Below are 15975 nucleotides of genomic sequence, written 5' to 3'. Positions count from 1 at the left end.
AGTTTGGTGCTACCAGGTCGAAGGGAGCGCAGGTATCCCCGGGAACTGAAATCATTGAAACGAAAATATCCTATAAAAAACAATGCCGGTCACCTTAAGTGACCGGCATTAGTCAATTGACCGGTTTTTTTATTTGCGGAAACGCATCAGGCATTTTCATCGCTATCGCGTAACGGCTTGCCATAGGCCTGTTCGTTGTTGCGCGTCAGCCACAGCGACAACGCTTTTAGCGAGTCCGGCGTGAATTCATCGCAGCGGGCGGTGATCTCTTCCGGCGTCAGCCAGCTCACCTCAACTACTTCTTCTTCCTGCAGTGCAAATGGGCCATGAGAGACACAGCTGAACAGCGCGCCCCACACCCGGCACTGCTCTTCTTCAAAGTAGAACAGCCCATGCTCGGCGAAAGGCACGCCGGCAATACCCAGTTCCTCTTCCGCTTCGCGGCGAGCGGAATCCAGCACGTTCTCCCCGCTTTGCACTACGCCACCCGCAGTGGCGTCCAGCCAGCCCGGATAGAAATCTTTAATGTCGGTGCGACGCTGCACCAGAATTTTTCCCATTCCATCATGCACCACAATATAGGTAGCACGATGACGCAGCCGTTGAGCACGCATCTGTTGGCGACTGGATTGAGCAATCACTTCATTTTGCTCGTTGACGATATCAACCCACTCGGTATCTGCAGCCTGACCCTGTTCCGCCATCCTCTAAAACCTTCTATTTTGGCGCGATGCATCCCGCGCACTGGTTAATCAATGAGTGTTTTTCAAAGATTTTTATTGTGTGTGTATAAATTAGTGCGTTAATGCCACCTCTGCAACAGCCTTGCCGCCGTCCAAAGTGACCACACTTAAAATGCCGTCCTCCAGTATGCCATAGCTGGCGGGAAAGCCCCCTTTCGGAATGCTGACCGACCCTGGATTAAAGCAGTAAATCTCTCCCTGCCGTTCCGCCTGCGGCAAATGGCTGTGCCCGTAAACCAGCACATCACCAGCAGATAACGGCGGCAGTGCGGAGGGATGATAAAGGTGTCCGTGGGTTAAAAACAATCGTCTTTTTTGCAATAGCACCTGCTGCCAAGACGCGGTGATGGGAAACGACAATAACATCTGATCAACTTCACTGTCACAGTTGCCGCGAACGGCGATGATCTTGTCGCTATAGCGATTCAATTGTTCGGCAACCTGCGCCGGTTGATAACCCGCAGGCAAAGCATTTCGCGGCCCGTGATTCAGCAAATCGCCCAGCAGGATCAGCCAATCGGCACCGCTTTGTTCAAAACGTTCCAGCACGCTTTCGGTGGCGGGTAGCGAACCGTGTATATCGGAGGCGAATATCAGCTTCATAACCTTTCCTTTGACGGGGAAATAACGGCTATTTTATCGCAGTGGCCGACGACGGCAAGGCTGCCGAGCAAGCGGCGGCTAAAGACCTGGAACTGTGATGCATGTTGTAGAGATAGCATCAGACGAATCTCACATAGCCTGCTATTCTTAGCTGCTATTGTGGGTAACCCTATAGAAAGATCTTTGATATACCTTTGTGCGCGGCGAAGACCGCAACAACGTGTAATGACTTACAGATCACCTTACCGCAGGAGGCAACATGATTGACCTGTATTACGCGCCTACTCCCAATGGTCACAAAATTACCCTGTTTCTGGAGGAGGTTGGCTTACCCTACCGTATCCATCGCGTAAATATCAGCGCCGGCGACCAGTTCAAGCCGGATTTTCTGAGCATTTCACCCAACAACAAAATTCCGGCCATCGTCGACCAGCAGCCGGTTGATGGCGGTGCGCCCATCAGCCTGTTCGAATCCGGCGAGATTCTGCTGTATCTGGCGGAGAAAACCGGCAAATTGCTGAGCAAAGGCCTGCGCGAACGTGCCGCTACGCTACAGTGGCTGTTCTGGCAAGTCGCGGGCTTTGGGCCCATGCTCGGGCAAAACCATCACTTTAACCATTACGCGCCTCAGCCGGTGCCTTACGCCATCGAACGCTACCATCTGGAAACCAAGCGTCTGTATGCCGTGCTGGAAGACGAGCTGCAAAAGCACCCGTACCTAGGCGGCGACAACTACAGCATCGCCGATATTGCGACTTACCCCTGGGTGGTGTCTCACCCGCGCCAACGCATCGATCTGGCGGATTACCCGGCGGTACGCAACTGGTTTGAACGCATCAGCAACCGTCCGGCCACCGCTCGCGCCTACAAGCTGGCCGAACAGGGCTAAATTTCCCGCTCCCCGACCCGCGGGGAGTTTCCTTCGGCTCGTTATCTTTTCCTTACTTTCCGTGTATTCTGAGCGGCAATAATCAGACCTGTGGAGATCTTCTGATGTCATTCAGTCAACCCGACGCCATTATTCGTATAAAAAACCTGCGGTTGCGTACTTTCATCGGTATCAAGGAAGAAGAAATTAACAATCGTCAGGACATCCTGATTAACGTGGTGATCCACTACCCGGCGGATAAAGCGCGCGACAGTGAAAATATCGACGACGCGCTCAATTACCGCACCATCACCAAAGCCATCATCCGCCATGTGGAAGATAACCGCTTCGCCCTGCTGGAGAAATTAACTCAGGATGTGCTCGATATCGTGAAACAACATGCCTGGGTAACCTATGCTGAAGTAGAGATAGATAAACTACTGGCCCTGCGCTACGCCGACTCGGTTTCGATGACCATGAGCTATCGCCGGGCCTGAAAACCACCTGTTTCAGGGAGAATCGACCATGCGAGTCCTGATAACCGGCGCCACAGGATTGATAGGGAGCAGCCTGACGCAGCGGCTGTTGGGCCTTTCTCACCAGGTTACGGTGCTGAGCCGTAACCTGCCCCGCGCTCGTGAACGCTTCGGTGAGCAGGTCAGCTACTGGTCAACGTTGCAGGATCAGCCTTCGCTCGATGGCTTTGACGCGGTGATCAACCTGGCCGGCGAGCCGATCGCCGACAAGCGCTGGAGTAAGGCGCAGAAAGAGCGCCTGTGCCACAGCCGCTGGGATCTGACCGAACAGTTGGTGAAACTGATTAACGCCGGCAGTACCCCGCCCAGCGTGCTGATTTCCGGTTCCGCGACCGGTTACTACGGCGATCAGGGGCAGGCGGTGGTCACCGAAGACGAAGCGCCGCATGACGAATTCACCCATCAACTCTGTCAGCGTTGGGAATCTCTGGCGCTACAAGCGCAAAGCGACGCGACCCGCGTCTGCCTGCTGCGCACCGGCGTAGTGCTGGCGGCAAAAGGCGGTGCGCTGGCGAAGATGCTGCCGCCGTTTCGCTTCGGGCTGGGCGGGCCCATCGGCAGCGGCCGTCAATACCTGCCGTGGATCCACCTGGACGACATGGTCAATGGCATTATCTATTTGCTGGATCACCAGACCCTGCAAGGCCCTTTCAATATGGTCGCCCCTTATCCGGTCCACAACGAACAGTTTGCCGCCCAGTTGGCCAACGTGCTCGATCGGCCGGCATTTTTACGCATCCCGGCATTCGCCCTGCAATTATTGATGGGGGAAGCGGCGGTATTGGTCTTGGGCGGGCAACGTGCGGTGCCGAAAAGGCTGGAAGAGGCAGGCTTCAGCTTCCGCTTTCTGGAGCTGGAGCAGGCGCTGGATGATGTGATCAATCAGCGGGACTCCGTGCGCTGAGGAAGATATCGGGGCCAGAAAAATCCGGCCCCGACAGTCGACTATTTTAATGCGCCGGAAAGAAACTGCTGCAGACGCGGGCTTTTCGGATTGCCAAACAGTTCGGCCGGTGGCCCCTGCTCTTCGATCAACCCTTTGTGCAGGAAAATCACGTGGCTGGACACGTGGCGAGCAAACTCCATCTCGTGCGTCACCACCACCATGGTTTTCCCCTCTTCCGCCAGCTTCTGCATAATGCGCAGCACTTCACCTACCAGCTCCGGATCCAGCGCCGACGTCGGTTCATCAAACAGCAAAACTTCCGGCTCCATCGCTAACGCCCGGGCGATCGACACGCGCTGCTGCTGCCCGCCGGACAGGTGCACCGGGTATTTGCCGCGGGCACGTTCGTCGATGCCGACCTTATCCAGATAGCGTATCGCACGCTCACGCGCCTCGGTCTTGCTCAACCCCAGCACCTGCACCGGCGCCTCCATCACGTTCTCCAGCACCGTCATGTGGCTCCACAGGTTGAAGTGCTGGAACACCATGGTCAGGCGGGTACGCAACAGCTGCAGCTGTTTCTTGTCGAACACCTTGAGCTGCCCGTCCTTGTCGCGCACCATGCGGATATCTTCATTGTTCAGGCTAATGGACCCTTCACTCGGCTTTTCCAGGAAGTTAATGCAGCGCAAAAAGGTGCTTTTACCGGAGCCGGAAGAACCGATGATGCTAATCACGTCCCCTGCGTTGGCCGCCAGCGATACGCCCTTCAACACTTCGTGTTCGCCATAGCGCTTATGCAGTTCGGTGACGGCTAATTTATTCTCAGACATAGTGTGTTCCCGTCATTATCAGTGATTAACGTGTGCCATCCAGCGCTTTTCCGCCTTGCGGAACAGGCTGATTAACCCGTAAGAGATGATCAGATACAGCACGGCCGCAATGCCGAAGGCATAAAACGGTTGATAGGTCGCCGCATTGATATCACGCGCTATTTTCAGCAGATCCGGCACGGTGGCGGTAAACGCCAGCGCGGTGGAGTGCAGCATCAGGATCACTTCGTTGCTGTAGGCCGGCAAAGCGGTACGCAGCGCGGAAGGCAAAATGATGCAGCGATACATTTTAAAGCGAGAAAAACCGTAGGCATTGCCTGCCTCGATTTCACCGTGTGGAACCGCGCGAATAGCCCCGGCAAAGATCTCGGTGGTATAGGCGCAGGTGTTCAACGTCAGCGCCAAAATGGTGCAATTGAGCCCGCTGCGGAAGAAGGCGTTGAGAAAGTCCGTGCCCCGCACAATTTCCAGGCTGTACATGCCGGAGTAGAACACCAGCAATTGCACATACAACGGCGTGCCGCGGAATATGTAGGTATACAGCCATACCGGGAAGCGCACCCATCTGATGGGGGAAACGCGTGCCACCGCCATCGGGATCGCCAGCAAGCCGCCCATCACCACCGAGGAGATCAGCAACCACAGCGTGACAGCCACGCCGGTAAAGCGATAACCGTCGCTCCACAACAACGACTGCCAGTACTGTTGCAAGATTTCGATCATAGCTCAGCCCTCCGCACGCCGAGGGAATAACGCCGTTCAAGCCACAACAGCACGCCATTGGACAGGGTGGTGAACACCAGATAAACCACCCCGGCCACGATCGCGAAGAAGAACGGCTGGTAGGTGCCTTTTCCGGCCAGCTGAGTGGCCTTCACCACGTCGTTCAGGCCCAGGATCGACACCAGCGCCGTCGCCTTCAGGATCACCTGCCAGTTATTGCCGATGCCCGGCAGGGCAAAACGCATCATCGAAGGGAACAGAATGCGGCGGAAAATCTGGGAGCCGGAAAAGCCGTAGGCAGTGGCCGCTTCGATCTGCCCTTTCGGCACCGCCAGAAAGGCCCCACGGAAAGTCTCGGTGAAATAGGCGCCGTAGATAAACCCCAGGGTGATGATCCCCGCGCTGAGCGGATCAATATCGATTTGCGAAAAACCAAGCAGTTCGGTGATGTTGTTAAGTGCAATTTGCAGGCCGTAGAAAATCAGCAGCATCAGTACCAGATCGGGTACGCCACGGATCAGCGTGGTATAAGCGCCAAACAGCGTGGAAAGCAGGCGGCTATGGGAAAGCTTGCCGCCGGCGCCGATCAAACCAATCACCACCGCCAGCAGTACGGAACTGAGGGCCAGTTCCAGCGTCACCAGAGCGCCCTCAAATATCAATTGGGAGTAGCCTTGCAGCATTTACTTCACCCTGTCGTCATAGGATCCCGAACCATCGGGGCCGGCAGACCGGCCCCGTAGTCACAACATGGAAGGGTATGCGGCATTAACCGCCGTAGACGTCAAAGTCGAAGTATTTCTTCGCAAACTTGTCGTAGGTGCCGTCTTTGCGCATTTCGGCAAAGGCCTTATCCAGCGCCGCCTTGAGCTCGGTATCGGTCTTGCGAAGACCCATGCCGGTGCCTACGCCAAAGAATTTGTCATCCTTCACCGATTCGCCAGCGAAAGCGTAATCCTTGCCTGGAGGCTGTTTCAGGAAGCCATCGCTCCCCGCCACTTCATCCTGGAAGGCGGCGTCGATACGGCCGGATGCCAGGTCGGCGTACACCAGATCCTGGTTCTGATAAGGCACAACGGTGATGCCCTTCGGCTGCCACATGGCGTTGGCATAGGCTTCCTGGGTGGTGCCCTGCAACACGCCGACGCTCTTGCCTTTCAGCGCATCCACGGTAGGTAACAGTTTCGACCCTTTCGGCGCGATCAGGCGGGCGTTAGCGGCATACAGCTTGTCGGTAAAGGCAATTTCCTGCTGGCGTTTTTCGGTGATCGACAAAGAGGAGATGATGGCGTCAATTTTCTTCGCCTTCAGAGAAGGGATCAGCGCGTCGAAATCGCTTTCCACAAAGGTACATTGGGTATTTATGCGTTTGCACAGCTCTTTGGCCAGATCGATATCAAAGCCGACCAGCTCACCTTTGGCATTTTTGGACTCAAAGGGTGCATAAGTCGGATCGGTACCTATCTTCAAGGTCGATGGTATGGCGGCAAATGCGCTGCTTGCCGCGCTTAAAGCCAAGACTAAAGGAAGAACCTTAACCAGCATTTTCATAAATTACCCTCAAATTGATTTTTTCGATGCCACTGCGGGCATTACTTTTTCACCAAATCAATTTGCAGTAATCGTGCCACATTGGTTGCTGCAGGCGGAGGGAACGGCTCCGGCCTTCACAAAACTGTTTCCTGGGACGATAACCGCAAAATTAAATCGGCCAGTCTGGGCCGCGCCACGGGCAAAGGAGAAATACCAGAGCCTTGAAACAGTGAACGTGATGAAGTGGGATCATTATGGTGCAGGCGCCGCCCTAATTCAGTGCGGTGTTGCACAAATGTGCCAAATTGGAGAGAAATTTGTTAATTGGCACCTTGCCAGCGGGTAAATAAATCTTCGGGTAATTCAATATCGAACTGATCGACCACCCGGTTCACGGTTTGATCGATGATGTCTTCTACGCTTTCGGGGCGGTGATAAAACGCCGGCACCGGCGGCATAATGACGGCCCCCATTTCTGCCGCTTGAGTCATCAGGCGCAGGTGGCCCACGTGCAGCGGGGTTTCACGTACGCACAGCACCAACCGGCGACGCTCTTTCAGCACGACGTCAGCGGCACGCGTCAGCAGACCATCGCTGTAGCTGTTGGCGATACCGGACAATGTTTTGATTGAGCAGGGTAAAATCACCATACCGATAGTTTTGAACGATCCGGAAGAGATACTGGCGCCAATATCGCGCGAGTCATGTACTACATCGGCCAGCGCCTGCACTTCGCGCAGGCTGAGCGTGGTTTCCAGCGACAGCGTTTGTCGTGCCGCATTACTCATCACCAAATGGGTTTCCACCTCTGCGACGTCACGCAATACCTGCAGCAGGCGCACGCCGTAGATAGCGCCGCTGGCGCCGGAAATACCGATGATGATTCGTTTCATAAAGCTGGCCTCTGCCACGGAAAAAATAGGATCAGGCAGACTTTGCCGCAATGGCGTTATATAAGCAAGTCAGGCGGGGATAATGCACCGCAGCGAGCGCCGCGGTGCACCATTTTGGTCAGTGCGAAGGCTTAGCCTTCGTTGTGCATTTCCAGATTTTCCGCTTCGGTCTGACCACGCATTTCTTTGGCGTCGTCATTGCGCAGCGACTCCAGATACTCGAGGTAGCTCTGGTCGACGTCTTTGGTGACGTAGATACCGTTGAATACCGAGCATTCGAACTGGCTGATGTCCGGGTTCTCTTCGCGCACCGCTTCAATTAGATCGTCCAGATTCTGGAAAATCAAACCGTCGGCGCCGATGATCTGGCGGATTTCATCCACTTCACGACCGTGGGCAATCAGTTCGTTGGCGCTTGGCATGTCGATGCCGTACACGTTAGGGAAGCGGATCTCCGGCGCTGCGGAAGCCAGATAAACACGTTTCGCCCCGGCGTCGCGCGCCATTTCCACGATCTGTTCAGACGTGGTGCCACGCACGATGGAATCGTCCACCAGCAGCACGTTCTTGTCACGGAATTCGGCGCGGTTGGCATTCAGCTTGCGGCGTACCGATTGGCGACGCGCCTGCTGGCCCGGCATGATGAAGGTACGGCCGACATAGCGGTTCTTCACAAAGCCCTGACGGTACGGCTTGTCCAGGATACGGGCGATTTCCAACGCGATATCACAGGAGGTTTCCGGGATCGGGATCACCACGTCGATGTCCAAATCTTCCCATTCGCGGGCAATTTTCTCACCCAGTTTCTGCCCCATACGCACGCGAGCGCTGTAGACCGAAATCTTGTCCATAAACGAGTCTGGGCGGGCGAAGTAAACGTATTCGAACAGGCACGGGTTGGTTTTTGGGTTCTCTGCACATTGACGAGTGAACAGTTGGCCCTTGTCGGTGATGTACACCGCTTCGCCCGGCGCTACATCGCGCAGGAACTCGAAGCCCAGCGTGTCCAAAGCCACGCTCTCGGAAGCCACCATATACTCATTGCGGCCATCTTCAAGCGTGCGTTTGCCAATCACCAGCGGACGGATGCCGTTAGGGTCACGGAACGCCAGCAGGCCATGGCCGATGATCATCGCGACGCAGGCATAAGCGCCGCGCAGCTGCTGATGCATGGCGGCAACGGCGGTGAAAACGTTGTCGGACTCCAGCGGATAGTGTTGGAAACGGTCCAGCTCGCTGGCCAGCACGTTCAGCAAAATCTCGGAATCGGAGGTGGTGTTGACATGGCGACGACCGCTTTCAAACAGCGTTTGGCGCAGTTCATGGGCGTTGGTCAGATTGCCGTTGTGTGCCAGCGTAATGCCGAACGGCGAGTTTACATAGAAAGGTTGAGCCTCTGAGGCACTGGAGCTGCCAGCCGTCGGGTAGCGCACATGGCCAATACCCATGTTGCCCTGCAAGCGCTGCATATGGCGTGCCTCGAACACATCCTTCACCAGACCGTTCGCCTTACGCAGACGGAACCCGTTATGGGCATCAATGGTGACGATGCCTGCGGCATCCTGGCCACGGTGCTGTAGCACCGTCAACGCATCATAAATCGACTGGTTTACCGGCATAAAACCGGCGATACCGACAATACCGCACATGTTGTCTTTTCCTCATCAGCGCTACCGCCCCGGTAAATGGGTCGGTAAGAAACTCGACGTGCTCTGCAGGTAGTCAAAGAACCACCTGATGATGTAACTGAACTGGGGAATGAGCTGCGACTGTTTCCAGTCTGCGCTTTGCGAAAAGCCGGTAAAGGTATCCAGGAAAAACAGTATCGCCGAAACGATTAACACGCCGCGCAGTGCGCCGAAACAGACGCCCAGCACCCGGTCGGTGCCTGATAACCCGGTTTTCTCTACCAGTGAGCTAATCACATAGTTAACAATAGCTCCTACGATCAGGGTCGCGATAAACAAGATGGCAATCGCGATGCCGTTTCGCACCAGTTCATCTTCAAAACGAGTGAAGTAGACCGCAAGGTAAGAGTAGAAATGGCTGGCAACAAAAAACGCACATCCCCATGTCACAAGTGACAATGCTTCGCGAACAAACCCTCGGATCAGGCTCACCAGAGCCGAAAATCCAATCACCGCTATAATGACGTAATCAATCCAGACCATGAACTATTCCAATGATGAATCGCCCCTGCATCCAATTCGCGGCGAATTCTAACAGAAAAAGAAAACGTTTGCGTAGGGGTTTTCCTACCACGTTACAAATAAAAAGCGGCGATAAAAAAATTCCCAATCGCCGCGCCTACATAGGCCATTTCAGCTACGAAAGGCACAGTTTTTTTAATGATTATACCGTCATCTTTCGGTTCGGGGGCACAGCATGCTGCGCCCCCTGCGGTTAACGTACGCCGTACGGCTTCACCTGACCGCTCAAGCCGCTGATGGAGTTCAGCGCGGGCAGCGAAGACTGCAGTTTCTGTTTCGAGGCGTCTGGCCCGACATAAATCCGGGTGATCTGCCCCTGCACCGGCGTTGACGGCACGGTAAAGGCGCGATAGCCGGACAGCCTCAGCGACGCCACCACCTCATTGACCTTGGCGGCGTTCTTCAGCGCCCCGAGCTGCACCACATAGGCCTGCCCTGCCGGCGCTTTCTCTTCCGCCGGTTTCTGCACCGGTGCAGGTTCAGGCTTCGGTGTCGGCGTAGGCTCCGGTTTCGGCTCTGGCTTAGGTTCAGGTTTCACCACCGGCTTCACTTCCACCGGTTTCGGTTGCTGCACCGGTTTTGGCTTCACTTCCACCGGCTTGGTCTCAACCGGTTTCGGTTTCGGCTGCTGTACCGGTCGGGTTTCAACCGGTGGCGGCGTAACCTGGGTCGGTTGCTGAGCCTGCTGGCGGATGGCCTGCTGCGTCGCCGCTTCATTGGCGGCCTGCTGCTCCACCATCGCCCCCGCGCCTTCCGGCGGTTGGGCCGGCAACGTCTGGCTTACCGGCGGCACCACGTCGTTTTCTTCCACATCACCGGCCTTCGGCACCAAAGGGATGGCGACGAATTCGTCCTCATAATGTTTCTTTTTACCGTCCAGCAGCCCTGGCAGGATAATCACCCCCAGCGCAACCAAAATTACGGTACCGACCAAGCGGTTTTGAAATTTACTTGCCACTCACACTCCCCGCATCTCGTCTAACGCCGCCATTACCTGTGCAACGGTGTGGAACGATCCACAGACGATCACAATATCCTGAATATCAGCGTCCTGCATAGCCTGACGCCAGGCAGTTTCGACATCGGCGAACTGCCGCGGTTCCGTCAAATGTTGCGCCAACTGCTCGGCGCTGGCCCCGCGCGGCCCTTCCAGCGGCGCACAATACCACTCATCGACCTGCTCACTCAGGCAGGCCAGGGTACCGGCGATGTCTTTATCCGACAGCATGCCCACCACCGCGCGCACTTTGCCGCCATTACGCGGCAACGTCGCCAGACGTCCGGCCAGATAGCCTGCGGCGTGCGGATTATGTGCCACGTCGAGGATCAACATCGGATCGCGGCGCACAATCTGGAAGCGCCCGGGCAGCGTCGCCTGCTGCAAGCCGGTGAAGATCGCGCGTTCATCGATTTCCAGCGCAGAAAAATGCAGCGCCGCCAGCGCCGTTGCGGCATTGGCCAGCGGCACGTTTGGCATCGGCAAGTCGGTCAGCAAGGTGCCACCGCCCTCCCACTGCCAGCGTTCGCCCTGTTCGCTGAAGGTCCAGGCGTCACCGCGACGATACAGCTGCGCGCCCAGCGTTTCGGCCACCTGCTGGATGGTCGCCGGCATATCCGGCTCGCCCACCACCGCAGGCTTACCGCCACGGAAAATACCGGCCTTTTCGCGGCCAATGCTTTCGCGATCGCTGCCCAGCCAGTCGGTATGATCCAGCGCGATGCTGGTCACCACCGCCACGCTCGGATCGACGATATTGGTTGCGTCCAGGCGTCCGCCCAGGCCCACTTCCAGGATCACCACGTCAAGCTTAGCCTGTTTGAACAGTTGCAACGCCGATAGAGTGCCAAATTCGAAATAAGTCAGCGAGGTTTCGCCCCGGCCCGCTTCAATAGAGGCGAACGAACGGCTGTGTTCGGCCTCACTCAGCTCATCGCCTTGAATGCGTACACGCTCGGTGTAACGCACCAGGTGCGGCGAGCTATAAACGCCGACGCGCAGACCGGACGCCATCAAAATGGCTTCCAGGGTGCGGCAGGTGGTGCCTTTGCCGTTGGTACCGGCAACGGTGAACACCGTCGGTGCAGGGGTGAGTAAATCAAGATGCGCTGCAACGCGCTGTACGCGTTCCAGACCGAGTTCGATCGCCTGGCTGTGCAGACGCTCAAGATAGAAAAGCCACGAGCTCAATGGCGACGTGGCTTGGGGAATTTGGTGGTTTTGCATGAGTCCCGTCACTGAACTTGGGTTCATTAATCCATCAGGGCACCACCCTCACCGCGGTAAAGGCGATGCTCTGCATGATACCCGTTGTCTTCCAAGCGTCGGAATGGACCGCTACGCTCAATCTACAAGGGTATTTCAACCGTCACTTAGCCACAAAATAACGGTTGAAACCCGCGAGACCTGCGCCGCGCGGGTGACTTATCTGCCTCAGGCGTCGGCCTGACTTTCCTGCTCGGACACCGGCGCTACCTCATCGAAATGCGGCTGCGGCTGGTTGGTCAGCTTGGAAAGGATACTCGCCAACGTCTGGCGCATTTCCGGGCGACGCACGATCATGTCGATCGCGCCTTTTTCAATCAGGAACTCACTGCGCTGGAAGCCCGGCGGCAGTTTCTCACGCACCGTCTGCTCGATAACGCGTGGGCCGGCAAAGCCGATCAGCGCCTTCGGCTCGGCGATATTGATATCGCCCAGCATGGCCAGACTGGCGGAAACGCCCCCCATGGTCGGGTCAGTCAGCACCGAAATGTACGGCAGACCGCGTTCCTGCAATTTTGCCAACGCTGCGCTGGTTTTCGCCATCTGCATCAGCGACATCAGCGCTTCCTGCATACGGGCACCGCCGCTGGCAGAGAAGCACACCAGAGGGCAGTTGTCTTCCAGCGCCTGCTCAACCGCACGAACAAAGCGCGCGCCGACCACGGACGACATGGAGCCGCCGATGAAGGCAAACTCAAACGAAGCTGCGACAATCGGCATGCCGTACAGCGTGCCCTTCATCACCACTAATGCGTCTTTTTCACCGGTCGCTTTCTGCGCGGCAACCAGGCGGTCCTTATACTTCTTGGAATCCTTGAACTTCAGAACGTCTTTCGGCTCCAGTTCGCTGCCCAGCTCCACTTCACTGCCTTCATCAAGCAGGGTATGCAGACGCATACGCGCAGTCATGCGCATATGGTGGTCGCATTTCGGGCACACTTCCAGATTACGCTCCAGCTCGGCGCGGTAGAGAACCTGGCCGCAGCTATCGCATTTGGTCCAAACCCCTTCAGGAATGCTCGCCTTACGGGTTTGGGTAATATTGCTCTTGTTAAGAATTCGTTCAATCCAGCTCATCGATGACCTTTCTGTTTGAACCTGGCAGACGCCAGTCCGCAGTTCATGCTTTAACAATCCCCCCGAAAACAGACCCAATGAAAAAGTGCCCGAGCGAAACGCGACAAGCGCGCGACAGAGGCACTGGCTTCAGGGTTGTTCACAGGAACAGACCATAAATGTCGCTCATTAAACCATATCGGCCCGACACTGTGGATAAAAAACTGGTCGAACCGACAGGTTAAGCGATGTTTTTACTGTTTTTGCTGGCGGGCAGCCGCGCGCTTGTGGCGCCAAATTTCAATGATGCCCGGCAGAATTGAAACAATGATGATAGCCACGATCAACAGTTTCAGGTTTTCCTGCACGATCGGCAAGTCGCCGAAGAGGTAACCAGCATAGGTGAACAGCAGCACCCAAACCAGCGCGCCAATCACGTTGTAGGCAGCAAAATGGCGATAGGACATATGCCCCATGCCGGCGACGAACGGCGCAAAAGTACGCACGATCGGCACAAATCGCGCCAGAATGATGGTTTTCCCGCCGTGTTTTTCATAAAACTGGTGGGTTTTATCCAGGTAGCTGCGGCGGAAAATTTTCGAATTCGGGTTACTGAACAGCTTTTCCCCGAACAGCCGCCCAATGGTGTAGTTCACCGCATCCCCGAGTATCGCCGCGCCGATCATCAACGCCACCATGGTATGCACATTCAGATCGTTGGTCGGCAAGGCCGCCAGCGCTCCTGCAACAAACAGCAGAGAATCCCCCGGCAGGAAAGGCGTCACCACCAGGCCGGTTTCACAAAACAGGATCAGGAACAAAATACCGTACACCCACATACCGTATTGCGCCACCAGCTCGGCCAGATGCACGTCAATATGCAGAATAAAATCAATCACAAACTTGATGATGTCCATAGGTTCTCTCTTTGACCGGGTGTCTCACCCACCCGGCAGATACACAAGGGAGCAACGCGTCAGTCGCGCCGGCGTTTAATCGTCGGGTAAAAACAGTGGCCCCATCGGTGGCCGGGGTAGTGCAAAATGCTCAGGATAATCAACGCTCACCAGGTATAACCCTTCGGCCCGCGCCGTAGCCGCAGCCAGATTGCGATCCTTCAGTGCCAGCAACTCGGCCATCCAGTTCTCGTCCTGATTGCCGCAGCCAATTTCCATCAGGCTGCCGACAATATTGCGAACCATGTGATGCACGAAGGCATTCGCCTTGATATCTACCACAATATATTCACCGTAGCGCGTAACCTTAACGTGTTTTACGTTACGCCAGGGCGTTCGCGACTGGCATTGCACGGCACGGAACGAAGTAAAGTCGTTCTCGCCCAGCAGCGCCTGCGCCGCCCTTTCCATCCGATCGGCATCCAGCGGGTGATAAAAATGGGTCATCCCCTGCTGCAATACCGCCGGGCGGTAGCGGTGATTATAAATAATGTAGCGATAGCGGCGCGCGGTGGCGCTGAAGCGCGCATGGAAATCTTCAGGCACGCCGGTTACCCAACGCACGGCGATATCCGGTGGCAGATGGGTGTTGACCCCCATCGTCCAGGCGGCGTCCTTGCGCTGCGCGGTGGTTTCAAAATGCACCACCTGACCGGTAGCGTGCACTCCGGCATCGGTACGTCCGGCGCACAGCACGTTGATCGGCGCGTTGGCCACCTTGCTCAAGGCCTGTTCCAGACAGGCCTGCACGCTGGCCACTTCCTGCTGACGCTGCCAGCCATAATAACGGCTGCCGTCATATTCAATCCCCAGCGCGATTTTCAGGGTCGGCTGGGTGGGCGAAACAACCTCTGACATCAGTACATCTGCTCCTGCACCAGACGCTCTGCGGTTTCGATCGCCATCAGCGCGCCGCCGAAGCGCACGTTGTCGGCGACCGACCAGAACTGCAGGATTTCAGGAATGCCGTAGTCATTGCGCAAACAGCCCAGGCTCAGCGCATCGCTGCCGGAGGCTTCCGTGACCTGAGTCGGATAGTCGTCTTCTTCGCTCAGTTGGATATCGTCTACCTGCTCCAGCTCGCTGCGTGCTTCTTCCGCAGAGATGGGACGCAGCGCTTCCAGATGCACCACCTGCGCATGGCCATAGAACACCGGCGACTGCACGCAGCTCACGGAGATCGGCAGCCCTTCGTCCTGCAGCACTTTACGCACCTGATCGACGATCAACCGTTCTTCGCGCACGCTGCCCTGCTCGTCGGTCATCAACGGCAGCAGGTTGAACGCCAACTGCTTGGCAAACACGCCCGGCTCGGCCGGAATGCCGTTCAGCAGACGCGCACTCTGACCGGCCAAATCGTCTACCGCCACTTTCCCGCGTGACGAAACCGACATCAGGGTGGTGACGTGCAGACGAGAAAGTCCGGCCTGCTCGGTCAAAGGTTTGATTGCCGTCAGCAGTTGGCTGACCATGCTGTCGGCCACGGCGACAATATTGCGGTTACGGTAGTCCGCCAGCACCTGCGGGTTAACCCCAGGCACCACCAGTGGAACGTCCGGCTCCAGCGCAAACAGACCGCTGGTGTCGATCACCAGGCAGCCCATATTGCCGGCTTCTTCCGCGTAGCGGGCCGAGGCTTCGCTACCGGCGACGAAGAACGCCAACTGGGCCTGTGACCAGTCGAATTCTTCCGCTTTTTGTACCAGTACCGATTTGCCATTGAAGCGCACCGTTGCACCGGCACTGCGCTCGCTGGCCAAAGGATAGAGTTCGCCCACCGGGAACTGGCGTTCCTGTAACAGTTCCAGCAACGCTTCACCTACCGCGCCAGTGGCGCCAAGCAGAGCGATATTCCAGCCGTCAGACATTGGG

General features: G+C 56.4%; 19 protein-coding genes. 4 read left to right on the top strand and 15 right to left on the bottom strand.

Features of this window, described 5'->3' with window-relative positions; translation table 11 throughout:
• Positions 1 to 146: 146 nt before the first annotated feature.
• Both yfcD and yfcE read right to left on the bottom strand, forming a co-directional pair.
• Entirely contained in the window at positions 147 to 704 is a 558-nt protein-coding gene (gene yfcD, locus H5P17_RS18065) for an NUDIX hydrolase YfcD (RefSeq protein WP_020827859.1), read from the bottom strand.
• A gap of 90 nt (positions 705 to 794) precedes the next feature.
• Positions 795 to 1346, bottom strand: a complete 552-nt coding sequence (yfcE, locus tag H5P17_RS18060; RefSeq protein WP_020827860.1) for a phosphodiesterase — start codon at positions 1344 to 1346, stop codon at positions 795 to 797.
• 259 nt (positions 1347 to 1605) lie between these two features.
• On the opposite strand from yfcE, the gene yfcG reads away from it, so the two are divergent.
• From yfcG to H5P17_RS18045, 3 genes are all read left to right on the top strand, one after another.
• Entirely contained in the window at positions 1606 to 2235 is a 630-nt protein-coding gene (yfcG, locus tag H5P17_RS18055) for a GSH-dependent disulfide bond oxidoreductase (RefSeq protein ID WP_182824408.1), read from the top strand.
• Between the two features lie 104 nt (positions 2236 to 2339).
• Positions 2340 to 2711, top strand: coding sequence for a dihydroneopterin triphosphate 2'-epimerase (gene folX, locus H5P17_RS18050; RefSeq protein ID WP_012146035.1), 372 nt, complete (start codon positions 2340 to 2342; stop codon positions 2709 to 2711).
• A gap of 28 nt (positions 2712 to 2739) precedes the next feature.
• Positions 2740 to 3654, top strand: a complete 915-nt coding sequence (locus H5P17_RS18045) for a TIGR01777 family oxidoreductase (RefSeq protein ID WP_182824406.1) — start codon at positions 2740 to 2742, stop codon at positions 3652 to 3654.
• A 41-nt stretch (positions 3655 to 3695) separates the two neighbouring features.
• Here the strand turns inward: H5P17_RS18045 and hisP are convergent, their stop codons facing one another.
• From hisP to hisJ, 4 genes are all read right to left on the bottom strand, one after another.
• Positions 3696 to 4469: a histidine ABC transporter ATP-binding protein HisP gene (gene hisP / locus H5P17_RS18040; protein ID WP_020827863.1), complete on the bottom strand. Its 774-nt coding sequence runs from the start codon at positions 4467 to 4469 to the stop codon at positions 3696 to 3698.
• 18 nt (positions 4470 to 4487) lie between these two features.
• Positions 4488 to 5192, bottom strand: a complete 705-nt coding sequence (locus H5P17_RS18035; protein WP_044552648.1) for an ABC transporter permease — start codon at positions 5190 to 5192, stop codon at positions 4488 to 4490.
• Entirely contained in the window at positions 5189 to 5875 is a 687-nt protein-coding gene (locus H5P17_RS18030; RefSeq protein ID WP_044552649.1) for a histidine ABC transporter permease HisQ, read from the bottom strand. Before H5P17_RS18030 ends, H5P17_RS18035 begins: the two co-directional genes overlap by 4 nt.
• An 85-nt stretch (positions 5876 to 5960) precedes the next feature.
• Complete coding sequence (gene hisJ, locus H5P17_RS18025) at positions 5961 to 6743, bottom strand: histidine ABC transporter substrate-binding protein HisJ (protein ID WP_182824404.1); 783 nt, start codon at positions 6741 to 6743, stop codon at positions 5961 to 5963.
• Between hisJ and H5P17_RS18020 the strand changes: the two genes are divergently transcribed.
• Positions 6673 to 7071, top strand: coding sequence for a hypothetical protein (locus H5P17_RS18020; protein ID WP_182824410.1), 399 nt, complete (start codon positions 6673 to 6675; stop codon positions 7069 to 7071). The genes hisJ and H5P17_RS18020 overlap by 71 nt on opposite strands.
• Here the strand turns inward: H5P17_RS18020 and H5P17_RS18015 are convergent.
• From H5P17_RS18015 to H5P17_RS17975, 9 genes are all read right to left on the bottom strand, one after another.
• Positions 7046 to 7618, bottom strand: a complete 573-nt coding sequence (locus H5P17_RS18015; protein WP_044552652.1) for a UbiX family flavin prenyltransferase — start codon at positions 7616 to 7618, stop codon at positions 7046 to 7048. The two genes, H5P17_RS18020 and H5P17_RS18015, sit on opposite strands and share 26 nt — an antisense overlap.
• A gap of 131 nt (positions 7619 to 7749) precedes the next feature.
• Positions 7750 to 9267, bottom strand: a complete 1518-nt coding sequence (purF, locus tag H5P17_RS18010; protein WP_182824402.1) for an amidophosphoribosyltransferase — start codon at positions 9265 to 9267, stop codon at positions 7750 to 7752.
• 21 nt (positions 9268 to 9288) lie between these two features.
• Entirely contained in the window at positions 9289 to 9789 is a 501-nt protein-coding gene (gene cvpA / locus H5P17_RS18005) for a colicin V production protein (protein ID WP_020827869.1), read from the bottom strand.
• Between the two features lie 232 nt (positions 9790 to 10021).
• Positions 10022 to 10786 carry a cell division protein DedD gene (gene dedD, locus H5P17_RS18000; RefSeq protein WP_182824400.1) on the bottom strand — a complete coding sequence of 255 codons (765 nt, stop codon included), beginning with the start codon at positions 10784 to 10786 and terminating at the stop codon, positions 10022 to 10024.
• A complete protein-coding gene (folC, locus tag H5P17_RS17995; RefSeq protein ID WP_044552657.1) occupies positions 10787 to 12052 on the bottom strand; it encodes a bifunctional tetrahydrofolate synthase/dihydrofolate synthase in 1266 nt (421 codons plus the stop codon). It abuts the gene before it with no gap.
• Positions 12053 to 12259: 207 nt separating this feature from the next.
• Complete coding sequence (accD, locus tag H5P17_RS17990) at positions 12260 to 13168, bottom strand: acetyl-CoA carboxylase, carboxyltransferase subunit beta (RefSeq protein ID WP_044552659.1); 909 nt, start codon at positions 13166 to 13168, stop codon at positions 12260 to 12262.
• A gap of 233 nt (positions 13169 to 13401) precedes the next feature.
• Complete coding sequence (locus H5P17_RS17985) at positions 13402 to 14064, bottom strand: DedA family protein (RefSeq protein ID WP_020827873.1); 663 nt, start codon at positions 14062 to 14064, stop codon at positions 13402 to 13404.
• Positions 14065 to 14139: 75 nt separating this feature from the next.
• Positions 14140 to 14961, bottom strand: a complete 822-nt coding sequence (gene truA, locus H5P17_RS17980) for a tRNA pseudouridine(38-40) synthase TruA (protein ID WP_182824399.1) — start codon at positions 14959 to 14961, stop codon at positions 14140 to 14142.
• Positions 14961 to 15971 carry an aspartate-semialdehyde dehydrogenase gene (locus tag H5P17_RS17975; RefSeq protein WP_044552663.1) on the bottom strand — a complete coding sequence of 337 codons (1011 nt, stop codon included), beginning with the start codon at positions 15969 to 15971 and terminating at the stop codon, positions 14961 to 14963. Before H5P17_RS17975 ends, truA begins: the two co-directional genes overlap by 1 nt.
• Positions 15972 to 15975: the final 4 nt, after the last annotated feature.

This window comes from Serratia sp. OS31 (assembly GCF_014164835.1).
GTDB lineage: Bacteria > Pseudomonadota > Gammaproteobacteria > Enterobacterales > Enterobacteriaceae > Serratia > Serratia liquefaciens_A.
The sequence above is the reverse complement of the archived record's forward strand: the minus strand, read 5'-3'. Positions and strand labels throughout refer to the sequence as shown.

Excerpts from the sequence above, each read along its gene's own strand:
- yfcD (WP_020827859.1), bottom strand. The coding sequence starts at position 704 with ATGGCGGAACAGGGTCAGGCTGCAGATACCGAGTGGGTTGATATCGTC.
- yfcE (WP_020827860.1), bottom strand. The coding sequence starts at position 1,346 with ATGAAGCTGATATTCGCCTCCGATATACACGGTTCGCTACCCGCCACC.
- yfcG (WP_182824408.1), top strand. The coding sequence starts at position 1,606 with ATGATTGACCTGTATTACGCGCCTACTCCCAATGGTCACAAAATTACC.
- folX (WP_012146035.1), top strand. The coding sequence starts at position 2,340 with ATGTCATTCAGTCAACCCGACGCCATTATTCGTATAAAAAACCTGCGG.
- H5P17_RS18045 (WP_182824406.1), top strand. The coding sequence starts at position 2,740 with ATGCGAGTCCTGATAACCGGCGCCACAGGATTGATAGGGAGCAGCCTG.
- hisP (WP_020827863.1), bottom strand. The coding sequence starts at position 4,469 with ATGTCTGAGAATAAATTAGCCGTCACCGAACTGCATAAGCGCTATGGC.
- H5P17_RS18035 (WP_044552648.1), bottom strand. The coding sequence starts at position 5,192 with ATGATCGAAATCTTGCAACAGTACTGGCAGTCGTTGTTGTGGAGCGAC.
- H5P17_RS18030 (WP_044552649.1), bottom strand. The coding sequence starts at position 5,875 with ATGCTGCAAGGCTACTCCCAATTGATATTTGAGGGCGCTCTGGTGACG.
- H5P17_RS18020 (WP_182824410.1), top strand. The coding sequence starts at position 6,673 with ATGGCGGCAAATGCGCTGCTTGCCGCGCTTAAAGCCAAGACTAAAGGA.
- hisJ (WP_182824404.1), bottom strand. The coding sequence starts at position 6,743 with ATGAAAATGCTGGTTAAGGTTCTTCCTTTAGTCTTGGCTTTAAGCGCG.
- H5P17_RS18015 (WP_044552652.1), bottom strand. The coding sequence starts at position 7,618 with ATGAAACGAATCATCATCGGTATTTCCGGCGCCAGCGGCGCTATCTAC.
- purF (WP_182824402.1), bottom strand. The coding sequence starts at position 9,267 with ATGTGCGGTATTGTCGGTATCGCCGGTTTTATGCCGGTAAACCAGTCG.
- cvpA (WP_020827869.1), bottom strand. The coding sequence starts at position 9,789 with ATGGTCTGGATTGATTACGTCATTATAGCGGTGATTGGATTTTCGGCT.
- folC (WP_044552657.1), bottom strand. The coding sequence starts at position 12,052 with ATGCAAAACCACCAAATTCCCCAAGCCACGTCGCCATTGAGCTCGTGG.
- accD (WP_044552659.1), bottom strand. The coding sequence starts at position 13,168 with ATGAGCTGGATTGAACGAATTCTTAACAAGAGCAATATTACCCAAACC.
- H5P17_RS17985 (WP_020827873.1), bottom strand. The coding sequence starts at position 14,064 with ATGGACATCATCAAGTTTGTGATTGATTTTATTCTGCATATTGACGTG.
- truA (WP_182824399.1), bottom strand. The coding sequence starts at position 14,961 with ATGTCAGAGGTTGTTTCGCCCACCCAGCCGACCCTGAAAATCGCGCTG.
- H5P17_RS17975 (WP_044552663.1), bottom strand. The coding sequence starts at position 15,971 with ATGTCTGACGGCTGGAATATCGCTCTGCTTGGCGCCACTGGCGCGGTA.